Annotated in this window: 11 protein-coding genes; 9 read left to right on the forward strand and 2 right to left on the reverse strand. The window is 72.4% G+C overall.

Features of this window, described 5'->3' with window-relative positions; genetic code table 11:
- On the reverse strand, positions 1 to 357 hold a 357-nt coding region (locus IEZ03_RS24760), incomplete at its 3' end, for a DUF4307 domain-containing protein (RefSeq protein ID WP_189241236.1).
- 175 nt (positions 358 to 532) lie between these two features.
- Here IEZ03_RS24760 and mca point away from each other — a divergent pair.
- Genes mca through IEZ03_RS24775 form a run of 3 tightly spaced genes read left to right on the forward strand, consistent with a single transcriptional unit; the run spans position 533 to position 2,539 of the window.
- The gene (gene mca / locus IEZ03_RS24765; protein WP_132051584.1) at positions 533 to 1,396 is read left to right on the forward strand and encodes a mycothiol conjugate amidase Mca; all 864 of its coding nucleotides are present in this window, start codon (positions 533 to 535) and stop codon (positions 1,394 to 1,396) included.
- Positions 1,387 to 1,659 (forward strand): hypothetical protein, encoded by a 273-nt coding sequence (locus IEZ03_RS24770; protein ID WP_229808545.1) that lies wholly within the window; start codon positions 1,387 to 1,389, stop codon positions 1,657 to 1,659. The genes mca and IEZ03_RS24770 overlap by 10 nt, the downstream gene beginning before the upstream one ends.
- A gap of 49 nt (positions 1,660 to 1,708) precedes the next feature.
- On the forward strand, positions 1,709 to 2,539 hold the full coding sequence (locus tag IEZ03_RS24775; RefSeq protein ID WP_184881217.1) for a tetratricopeptide repeat protein: 831 nt from the start codon (positions 1,709 to 1,711) through the stop codon (positions 2,537 to 2,539).
- Between the two features lie 6 nt (positions 2,540 to 2,545).
- Here the strand turns inward: IEZ03_RS24775 and IEZ03_RS24780 are convergent, their stop codons facing one another.
- Positions 2,546 to 3,025 (reverse strand): pyridoxamine 5'-phosphate oxidase family protein, encoded by a 480-nt coding sequence (locus tag IEZ03_RS24780; protein ID WP_229808546.1) that lies wholly within the window; start codon positions 3,023 to 3,025, stop codon positions 2,546 to 2,548.
- Between the two features lie 87 nt (positions 3,026 to 3,112).
- Here IEZ03_RS24780 and IEZ03_RS24785 point away from each other — a divergent pair, with 87 nt between their 5' ends.
- The 6 genes from IEZ03_RS24785 to IEZ03_RS38140 all read left to right on the forward strand — a co-directional run.
- Positions 3,113 to 4,081: a ribonuclease Z gene (locus IEZ03_RS24785; protein ID WP_184881220.1), complete on the forward strand. Its 969-nt coding sequence runs from the start codon at positions 3,113 to 3,115 to the stop codon at positions 4,079 to 4,081.
- Entirely contained in the window at positions 4,074 to 5,432 is a 1,359-nt protein-coding gene (locus tag IEZ03_RS24790) for a dihydrolipoyl dehydrogenase family protein (protein ID WP_184881222.1), read from the forward strand. The genes IEZ03_RS24785 and IEZ03_RS24790 overlap by 8 nt, the downstream gene beginning before the upstream one ends.
- 65 nt (positions 5,433 to 5,497) lie before the next feature.
- A complete protein-coding gene (locus IEZ03_RS24795) occupies positions 5,498 to 7,483 on the forward strand; it encodes a thioredoxin domain-containing protein (protein WP_184881224.1) in 1,986 nt (661 codons plus the stop codon).
- A gap of 205 nt (positions 7,484 to 7,688) precedes the next feature.
- Positions 7,689 to 8,864 (forward strand): C40 family peptidase, encoded by a 1,176-nt coding sequence (locus tag IEZ03_RS24800; RefSeq protein WP_184881226.1) that lies wholly within the window; start codon positions 7,689 to 7,691, stop codon positions 8,862 to 8,864.
- Between the two features lie 97 nt (positions 8,865 to 8,961).
- On the forward strand, positions 8,962 to 9,483 hold the full coding sequence (gene abmR / locus IEZ03_RS24805) for an ATP-binding transcription factor AbmR (protein ID WP_184881228.1): 522 nt from the start codon (positions 8,962 to 8,964) through the stop codon (positions 9,481 to 9,483).
- 197 nt (positions 9,484 to 9,680) lie between these two features.
- A partial coding sequence (locus IEZ03_RS38140; protein ID WP_229808547.1) for an undecaprenyl diphosphate synthase family protein occupies positions 9,681 to 10,056 on the forward strand: 376 nt, incomplete at its 3' end.

Raw genomic sequence — 10,056 nt, forward strand, 5'->3', positions numbered from 1 at the left:
CGCCCCGGTCGCACGGCGCGGCGTCGGCAGCGTCTCCGTCCCCTTCACGCTGGACGTCCCCGCCGGTATGACGACCTCTTTCTCCGCGAGGACGGCGAATTCCTTGTCGAAGGCGTCGACGGTGCAGCGCACCACGTCGCCCTCGCCCTTGGCCACCGTGTAGTTGATCTCCACCGAGGTGTCGGTGATGTCGTAGGTGACGGTCTGCGCCACGATGCCGGGCGTCTGACCGGCGTACATGGAGATGACCCCGAAGCCACCGGCGGCCAGGGCGACGAAGACGCCGATGACCACCAGCCCGAGCCGCCCCTTCCGGGGCTCGGCGGGCACCGTCGGCTTCGACACGCTCGTCGTCATGGCGGGGAATCTCCGTGCGGTGTGCGGACGTTGTCAGGGACAATTCTCGTCTGTCAGGGCGCGTGCCTCGAACCGGGGGCGCTCGAAGGTGCGATTAGGGAGAACCCAGGTGTCCGAGGTCATCGACGATGCGGCGCTCGAGCGACCCTGCGGCGGCGGCGAGCCGCTGCGCCTCATGGCGGTGCACGCCCACCCCGACGACGAGTCCAGCAAGGGCGCGGCCACGATGGCCAGGTACGTCGCGGAAGGCGTCGAGGTCCTCGTCGTCACCTGCACGGGCGGCGAGCGCGGCGACATCCTGAACCCGGCGATGGACCGTCCCGAGGTCAAGGCCGACATCGGGAAGGTGCGCGAGGAGGAGATGGCGCGGGCGCGCGAGATCCTCGGCGTCCGGCAGAGCTGGCTCGGCTTCGTCGACTCCGGCTTCCCCGAGGGCGACCCGCCGCCGCCGCTCCCCGAGGGCTGCTTCGCCCTGGAGCCGCTGGAGACCGCCAGTGAACCGCTGGTGCGCGCCGTCCGCGAGTTCCGCCCGCACGTCATGCTCACCTACGACGAGCGGGGCGGCTACCCCCACCCCGACCACGTGAAGTGCCACGAGGTGTCGGTTGAGGCGTTCGAGGCGGCGGGCGACCCCGAGCGCTACCCCGGCACCGGAGACCCCTGGCAGCCGCTCAAGCTCTACTACCACATGACCTTCAGCAAGGAGCGCATCCTCGCCCTCCACAACGCGATGGAGAAGGCCGGCCTGGAGTCGCCCTACAACGACTGGATCAAGCGCTTCGACGAGGAGAGCGAGCGGCGCGCCAAGTGGGACGTGACCACCCGCGTCCCCTGCGCCGACCACTTCGAGACCAGGGACCGCGCCCTGCTCGCCCACGCCACCCAGATCGACCCCAACGGCTTCTGGTTCGTCGTCCCGCTCGACCTCCAGCGCGAGGCATGGCCGACCGAGGACTACCATTTGGCCAGGTCTCTCATCGACACCGAGTTGCCGGAGGACGACCTGTTCGCCGGCGTCCGGGAGAAGGTGTGTCTGTAGTGCTTTCCCTCACCGCGGTGCAGATCGGCGCGTTCCCCTTGAACGACGACACCGTCACTCCGGGCTTCCTCGGGTTCGCTGTCGTCGTGGCACTGGGCATCGCGACGGTCTTCCTCATCCGCTCGATGAACAAGCACATGAGGAAGATCCAGGCGCCGCGCGAAGCCGAGCTGATCCAGCAGGAGTGGGAGCGCGCCGAGGCGGAGAAGGCGGCCAAGGCCGGGACGGCCGATCCCAAGGCGCCCCCGGCCGACGGCGCCTGACACGCCCCGGCTCGGTTGGATTCGGCCGAGTCCGGGGAGGACTGCCGTCGTGCGCGCGAACATCGAGGACTCCTACGGGGAGCTCGCCCCGGCGGCGGCCCGGCTGCTCCGGCTGCTCGGCCTGCATCCGGGCGGCGGCATCGGCCCCGGCGCGGCCGCCGCGCTGGCCGACGTCCCCGAGTCGCGCGCCCGCGAGCTGCTGGACGTCCTCGCCGCCCGCGGCCTCGTCACCGAGACCGGCGGCCGCTTCCGCCTTCCCGACCCGGTCCGCGCGTTCGCGCGTGAGCGCGCCCACCTGGAGGACGCCGAAGCCGGCCGGGAGACCGCGCTCCGCCGCGTCCTGGACCACCATCTCGCCGCGGGCGAGGGAGAGCTCGAAGGCGCGGGCACGGCGCTGCTGGAGCAGGAGCGCTGGACGGAGGCGGCCTGCGTCCTGGAGGAGAAGCTGCACCGCGCCGAGCGCGACGGCGACCGCCACGAGATCCTGCTCGTCCGGCACGACCTCGCCCGCGCGCTGATCCGCGCGGGCGACACCGGCCGCGCGATCGAGCTGCTCGGCCCGCTCCCCGAGGAGTTCGCCGCGCTGTCCGTCCCGGACCAGGCGGCCCGCGCCGACGCCCTGGAGGACCTCGGCGAGGCGTACCTGCGGGCGGGCCGCCCCGTCGCGGCGACCAACTTCTTCGGCCAGGCCCTGGAGATCCACCGCGGGGAGAGCGCCGTCGAGCGCCAGGCCGACATCTTCGTCCGCCTCGCCGCGGCCGCCCGCGACCGCGGCGACAAGGCGGCCGAGAACGCCGCGCTGGACCGGGCGGCGGAACTCTACGAGTCCGTGCTCAGCCCGAAGGCCGCGGAGCTGGCGGAACGCCGCGCCGCCCGCTGACCGGGATCACACCTTGCGGTGGTCCCAGCTGACCACGCGGTCGGGCTCCATCACGATGAGGACGCGTTTGGCGATCGCCTGCTCAATGCCCTCGGCAATGACGGGATCGATGGGGGCGCCCATCTCCGGGACGGGCAGGCCCGCCATCCGGGAGCCGACGACCATGCCGACCTTGCTCCTGGGCTCGGGGTCCTCGATGACGAGGCCGCGGCCGTAGAGGGCGACGCCGCGCAGCTCGCTGTACTCCACGCCGTCCTCGACCAGGCACGTCATCGTGGGGTTGCGGCGCAGGTTCAGCACCTTCTGCGACGCCTTGTACGTGGTGAAGGCGATCTTGCCGTCGAGCAGCGCGTAGAACATCGTCACCAGGTGCGGCGCGCCGTCCTTGCCGACCGTGGCGACCTGGACCTTGTAGTTGTCGGCGAGGTAGGACGCCACCTCGTCCGGCGCCATCTTGATCTTCTCGCGCTTGCTGCTCCCGGCCAAGGGTGCCTCCCTAACGCTTGCTCGCCGCCCGATCCGGCACAGGATAACCAGGAGCTTCCGGGCCATCGCACCCGGCACCATGGGTCCATGTCGGTTCGCGATCTGATCGTCCTCGGTTCCGCCAGCGCCGTGCCCACCAAGGCCCGCAACCACAACGGCTACCTGCTGCGCTGGGACGGCCACGGCGTGCTCTTCGACCCGGGCGAGGGGACGCAGCGGCAGATGACCCGCGCCGGTGTCGCGGCGAACGACGTCACCTGGATCTGCGTGACCCACTTCCACGGCGACCACTGCCTCGGCGTGCCGGGCGTCGTCCAGCGCATCGCCCGCGACGGTGTCGAGCACCCGGTGGACGCGGCGTTCCCCGCGAGCGGCCACGAGTACTGGCGGCGGCTGCGGCACGCGGCCGTCTTCCGCGACACCGGCGTCATCCGCGAGCGGCCCGTCTCGGGGGAGCGGATGGTGCTCGACACCGGCGACGCCCCGTTCACCCTCGTCGCACGCAGGCTCTCCCACCCCGTCGAGGCCTACGGGTACCGGCTGGAGGAGCCCGGCGGCCGGACGATGCTGCCCGCCGAACTCGCCGCGCGGGGCGTGCGGGGCCCGCTGGTCCGCCGGCTCCAGGAGGAGGGCCGGGTCACCGCTCCCGACGGCCGGACGGTCACGCTGGAGGAGTGCAGCGTCGCCCGTCCCGGCCAGAAGGCCGCGTTCGTCATGGACACCCGGCTCTGCGACGGCGTGCGGGAACTGGCGGACGGGGTGGACATGCTCGTCATCGAGTCCACCTTCCTGCACGAGGACGCCGCCCTCGCCACCGAGTACGGCCACCTCACCTCGGCCCAGGCTGCGGCGGTCGCCGCGGAGGCCGGAGTCCGGCACCTGGTGCTCACGCACTTCTCCGAGCGGTACCGCGTGGAGGACGAGCACCGGTTCCTGGACGAGGCGTCCGCCGTGTTCGGCGGCGAGATCACCCTCGTCCATGATCTCGATCGGATCCCGCTGCCGCCGCGCCGCCTAACCGGCCGCGAACGTGGGCAAGAGTCAGTGCATGGCTGACGAAGTCGATGTCGTGGTGATCGGTCTTGGCCCGGGTGGAGAGGACGCGGCGGGGAGGCTGGCCGAGGCGGGCCTGTCCGTCGCCGCCGTGGAGTCGCGGCTGGTCGGCGGGGAATGCCCGTACTACGCCTGCGTCCCGACGAAGATGATGGTGCGGGCCGCCGGGCTGCTCGCCGAGGGCGGCCGCATCCCGGGGATGGCGGGGGACGCCTCGATCCGCCCGGACTGGGCGCCGGTCGCCGCCCGGATCCGCGACGAGGCGACCGACTCGTGGGACGACAAGGTCGCCGCCGACCGCCTCACCGGCAAGGGCGCCGAACTGGTCCGCGGCGAGGGCCGCATCACCGGCCCCGGCGAGGTCACGGTGAACGACCGCGTCTTCCGCGCCCGGCGCGGGATCGTCCTCAACACCGGCACGAGCCCCACCGCCCCGCCCATCGACGGCCTCGCCGGCACCTCGTACTGGACGAACCGCGAAGCCGTCCAGGCCACGCGGGCGCCCGAGTCGCTCATCGTCCTCGGCGGCGGCGTCGTGGGCGTCGAGATGGCGCAGGTGTTCTCCCGCTTCGACTGCCGCGTCACCGTGGTCGAGGCCGCCGACCGCCTCCTGGTCAACGAGGAGCCCGAGTCCAGCGAACTCCTCCGCGAGGTCTTCGAGCGCGAGGGCATCGGCGTCCGCACCGGCGTGCAGGTGACGGCCGTCAAGCACGAGAACGGCGAGTTCACCATGGACCTCGACGGCGAGACCCTCTCCGCCGAGCGCCTCCTGGTGGCGGCCGGCCGCCGCCCCAACCTCAAGGGCCTCGGCCTGGCGAACGTCGGCCTGGACGAGGACGCACGCGAGATCCAGGTCGACGGCCACCTGCGCGCCGCCGAGGGCGTATGGGCGGTCGGCGACATCACCGGCATGGGCCAGTTCACGCACGTCTCCATGTACCAGGCGGCCATCGCGGTCCGCGACATCCTCGGCGAGGAGGGCTCGCCCGCCAACTACCGGGCCGTTCCCCGCGTCACCTTCACCGACCCCGAGATCGCGTCCGTCGGCCTCACCGAGGCCCAGGCCCGCGACCAGAACCTCCCCGTCCGCACCGGCACGGCCCGGCTCTCCGACTCGGCCCGGGGCTTCATCCAGAAGGTCGGCAACGACGGCTTCATCAAGCTCGTCGAGCACACGGACTGGGGCACCCTGGTCGGCGCCACCGCCGCGGGCCCCGCGGGCGGCGAGATCCTCGGCGCCCTGGCCGTGGCCGTCCACGCCGAGACCCCCACCGCCACCCTCCGCGAAATGATCTACGCCTACCCGACCTTCCACCGCGCCCTGGAACCCGCCCTCCACGCCCTCACCACCTGACGCGGCGGGTGCCCGGACCTCCGGCCGGGAGTGAGGCGACGGCCGGATCGGGCAGGATCGAAGGCATGAACCGGCTCAAGGACGCGACAAGCCCGTATCTGCTGCAGCACGCCGGCAACCCGGTGGACTGGTGGGAGTGGTCCGACGAGGCGTTCGCCGAGGCGCGCCGGAGAGATGTCCCAGTCCTCCTTTCTGTCGGATATGCCGCTTGCCACTGGTGTCACGTGATGGCGCACGAGTCGTTCGAGGACGAGGGCGTCGCGCAGGTCATGAACGAGTTGTTCGTGAACGTCAAGGTGGACCGGGAGGAACGGCCGGACCTCGACGCCGTGTACATGGAGGCCACCCAGGCCATGACGGGCCAGGGCGGCTGGCCGATGACGGTGTTCATGACCCCGGAGGGCCATCCCTTCTACTGCGGGACGTACTTCCCGCGCGCCCAGTTCCGGGCGCTGCTGCAGGCCGTCCACAAGGCGTGGAACGAGCAGCGCGACGTCGTGGTCGAGCAGGGGCAGCAGGTCGTCGCGGCGCTGGCGTCGCGTGGGCTGGGGCTCGCGGGGGCGCAGGCGCCCGGCGAGGAGATGCTCGCGCACGCGGTGAAGGTGCTCGCCGGTTCCTACGACGCGGCGCGCGGCGGGTTCGGGGGCGCGCCCAAGTTCCCGCCGTCGATGGTGCTGGAGTTCCTGCTGCGGCACCACGCGCGGACGGGGGACGAGCAGGCGCTCGCGATGGCGGGCCACACCATGGAGGCGATGGCCCGGGGCGGCATCTACGACCAGCTCGGCGGCGGGTTCGCGCGGTACTCGGTGGACGCGGAGTGGGTCGTCCCGCACTTCGAGAAGATGCTCTACGACAACGCGCTCCTCGCGCGGGTCTACGCGCACTGGTGGCGGACGACCGGTTCGCCGTTCGCCCGGCGCGTCGCGCTGGAGACGTGCGACTGGATGCTCCGCGACCTGCGGACGGACGAGGGCGGTCTCGCGTCCGCGCTGGACGCCGACAGCGAAGGCGTCGAGGGCAAGTACTACGTGTGGACGCCGGAGCAACTGCGCGAGGTGCTCGGCGACGAGGACGCGGCGTTCGCCGAGGGCCTGTTCGAGGTCACGGGGACGTTCGAGCACGGGTCGTCCGTGCTGCAACTCCTGCGCGACCCCGACGACGCCGAGCGGTACGAGCGAGTGCGGACGGCGCTGCTGTCGGCGCGCGCGCACAGGATCCCCCCTGCGCGGGACGACAAGGTCGTCGCGGCCTGGAACGGGCTCGCGATCGCCGCCCTCGCCGAGTGCGGTGCGCTGTTCGGCCGGCCTGACCTCGTCCGGGCGGCCGAGGAGGTGGCGCGGCTCCTGACCGGCGTGCATCTGAGCGACGGGCGGCTCGCGCGGACGTCCAAGGGCGGGACGGCGGGCGCGAACGCCGGCGTCCTGGAGGACTACGCCGATGTGGCCGAGGGCCTGCTCGCCCTGCACGGCGTCACGGGCGACCCGGCCCACATGCGGGTGGCGGGCGAGCTGCTGAACACCGTCCTCGACCGGTTCGGGGACGGGGACGGCGGCTTCTACGACACCGCCGACGACGCGGAGCGGCTCTTCCGGCGGCCGCAGGACCCGACCGACAACGCGACGCCCTCCGGGCAGTTCGCGGCGGCCGGGGCGCTGCTGTCGTTCGCCGCGCTGACCGCGTCGGACCGGCACCGGCAGGCCGCCGGGGAGGCGCTCGGCCCGGCGGCGGCGCTCGCGGACAAGCACGCGCGGTTCGCGGGCTGGGGGCTTGCCGTGGCGGAGGCGCGGGCGACGGGCCCGGTGGAGGTCGCGGTGATCGGCGCTCCGGACGACGAGCGCACCCGGTCGCTGCACCGGACGGCGCTGATGTCGGCGGCGCCGGGCGCCGTGGTGAGCGTGGGCCCGCCGGACGCGGCGGGTGTGCCGCTGCTGGAGGGGCGCGGGCTCGTGGACGGGGTCCCCGCGGCGTACGTGTGCCAGGGGTTCGTGTGCCGGCGGCCGGTGACCTCCACGGCCGATCTGGCCCGTGAACTGCGCAGTCAATTGGACTGAAAGTCTACTTTTGTGGCACTGTGACGTTGATCTCGCCGCCGCTTGGTGTTACCACTGAGTAGCTGGGGTGAAGCTGACCCACCGGGGCGATGCGGCCGGGGGTGGCAGGGGACCCGCCGGGTATCTGGACGGTGACCCGCCATCTGAGCCATAGTCGTTTCTCGGCCGGGTCTGTTCGCGGGGCGACCGTCGAGGGAGTGTGGCAGTGGGGAAGCCGAACCGCCGGGTACTACCGACGATCATCGGCGTCTCCGTCGTCACGACATTGGCGGCCAACGTCACCGTGCTCGTGGTGCGCGGCGGCGACGCCCCGGCGGACTCCGCGCGCGGTGAGCAGCGGGCCCGCTACGTGGCCGCGTCGGGGAGCATGAGCGTGTCGCCGTCCGCGGTGGCGCCCCTCGGCAAGCGGCTCACCCCCCACGTCCTGGTCGCCGCCCCGTCCACGCTGCCCGCCGGCCTGGTGGAGAAGGTCCGCGGCGCGAAGGGCGTGAAGGGCGTCGAGGTCGTGGACGCCGTCCAGGGCATGGTCGCGGGCAAGCAGGTCGGGCTGATGGGCGTCGAACCGTCCACGTTCCGCAACTACACGCCGAAGCCCACCGCCAAGTCGGACGCGCTGTGGCGCAACGTGGCGTCCGGCGACGTCGCGATCTCGTTCACGATGGGCAACGACGGCGGCGTCGAGCTCGGCAGCAGGATCCCCGTCGGCGGCAAGCGGGAGCAGACACGGCTGCGCGTCGGCGCCTACGCGACGATGGGCATCGGCGACGTCGACGCGGTGATCTCCCGGGATGCGGCGCGGGCGCTCGGCATGCCCACCGGCAACGCGATGCTGGTCAGCGTCCCGAAGACCGAGCCGAAGACGTTCATCAAGAAGATCCGCAAGGCGCTGCCGAAGGGTGCCAAGGCGGTCGCGGTCAATCCCGAGATCGACTTCCCGCAGGCGGGCGAGATACCCGACGCCAACGGGCAGGTCATGACCGCCAAGCAGGTGCGGACCGTGATCCAGGCGGCCTACACGCGGCTCGGCTGGCCCTACGTGTGGGGCGGTGAGTCCGAGGCGGAGGGCGGCTACGACTGCTCCGGCCTCATGCAGTACGCCTTCGCCAAGGCCGGCATCCACCTCCCGCGCGTGGCCGCCGACCAGGCGCGGACGGGCTGGGTCATCCCCTACAGCAAGGCCGAGCCGGGCGACATGCTGATCTGGGCGAACGACCCGACCGCGCCGGGCTACATCTCGCACATCGCCCTCTACCTGGGCAAGGGAAAGATGATCGCCGCACCGCGAAGGGGCACCGTGGTGCAGGTCCAGAACGTCTACACCCGCAACATGCGCGGCGCCGTCCGGGTCAGCCCGAAGCGGGTCAGCTCCCTGCACCGGTAGAGCGCCCGCCCGCGGAAGTCCAGGCACTTCGCAAGCTCCCCGATGTCGGTCGGTGAAACGCTGGCCCAGCGCGCCCATGCGCTGTAATTTTGATTACATGCATACGAGTGAAGCGGCGGAGCAGCTGCGCGGCTGGTTCTCCGGACGGCTCCCCGAGGCGTGGTTCACGGGGCCGCCCGACGTCGTGCTCGACCGCGAGGAGGTCAGCGTCGTCGGCCGCCTGCCCGAGCCGCCGGCCGCGGCGGAGGCGTCCGAGGCGGAGCGCGCCGGCGTGCTCGCCGGGCACATCCAGCGCTTCCGCGAGGACACCCGGGAGCGCCGCATCGCCATCGCCCGCGAGGCCGAGCAGCGCTACGGCTACAAGGTGTCGTGGGGCGTCGAGTGCGGCGGCGAGCGGGAGATGTTCACGACGCTGTCGGTGCCGGTCATGACGCGGCTCCGGCAGCCCGAGCGCCGCGTCCTGGACACCCTCGTCGACGCCGGGGTCGCCCGCAGCCGCAGCGACGCGCTCGCCTGGTGCGTGCGGCTCGTCGGCAAGAACACCGACGAGTGGCTCTCCGAGCTGCGCACCGCGCTCCAGTACGTCGAGCGCGCCCGCGCCGCCGGACCGCGGGCCTGACCGCCGCACCGCGACCCCCCCTGACCGGACGTCGGTCCACCCCATCCGCGAAACGGAGTGAACGGCCGTTTCCGCAGCTCCGCCGCGTGACCGGGCCACGCGCCCGCGCGCTGCCGGGGGAGAAAGTGACCGGTTCGAACCTCGGGCCATAATTGAGCGTCTTTCCAGCGGGAATGGTCGTTCGAAGGGAAGCCCACATGGGGGTTCGGCGTACGGAGAAGCCGCGCGGCGAGAAGCCGCGCGGTGCGCGGAAGGACGGCGTGCGCCGCCGTCCCTCCGAGGGCGGGCGACTGCTGTCCGCCCTGCGCCGCACCGGCCCCTACGCGGCCGTCCGTGACGTCGTCTACCGGCTGTACGAGCGCCGCGTCGAGGCGGAGCTGCCCACCGACGTCACGCCCCGGCACGTCGGCGTGATACTGGACGGGAACCGCCGCTGGGCCAGGACGATGGGCCTGGCCGACGTCAACTCCGGGCACCAGCGCGGCGCCGCGAAGATCTCCGAGCTGCTGCAGTGGAGCACCGAGGCCGGGGTCGAGGTCGTCACGCTCTGGCTGCTGTCCACCGACAACCTGA

This window comes from Actinomadura livida, from assembly GCF_014648675.1.
In the GTDB taxonomy this organism is placed as follows: domain Bacteria; phylum Actinomycetota; class Actinomycetes; order Streptosporangiales; family Streptosporangiaceae; genus Spirillospora; species Spirillospora livida.

What these genes read in the sequence shown, in the direction of transcription:
- IEZ03_RS24790 (WP_184881222.1), top strand. Translation starts at nt 4,074, where the DNA reads ATGGCTGACGAAGTCGATGTCGTGGTGATCGGTCTTGGCCCGGGTGGA.
- IEZ03_RS24795 (WP_184881224.1), top strand. Translation starts at nt 5,498, where the DNA reads ATGAACCGGCTCAAGGACGCGACAAGCCCGTATCTGCTGCAGCACGCC.
- abmR (WP_184881228.1), top strand. Translation starts at nt 8,962, where the DNA reads ATGCATACGAGTGAAGCGGCGGAGCAGCTGCGCGGCTGGTTCTCCGGA.
- mca (WP_132051584.1), top strand. Translation starts at nt 533, where the DNA reads ATGGCGGTGCACGCCCACCCCGACGACGAGTCCAGCAAGGGCGCGGCC.
- IEZ03_RS24785 (WP_184881220.1), top strand. Translation starts at nt 3,113, where the DNA reads ATGTCGGTTCGCGATCTGATCGTCCTCGGTTCCGCCAGCGCCGTGCCC.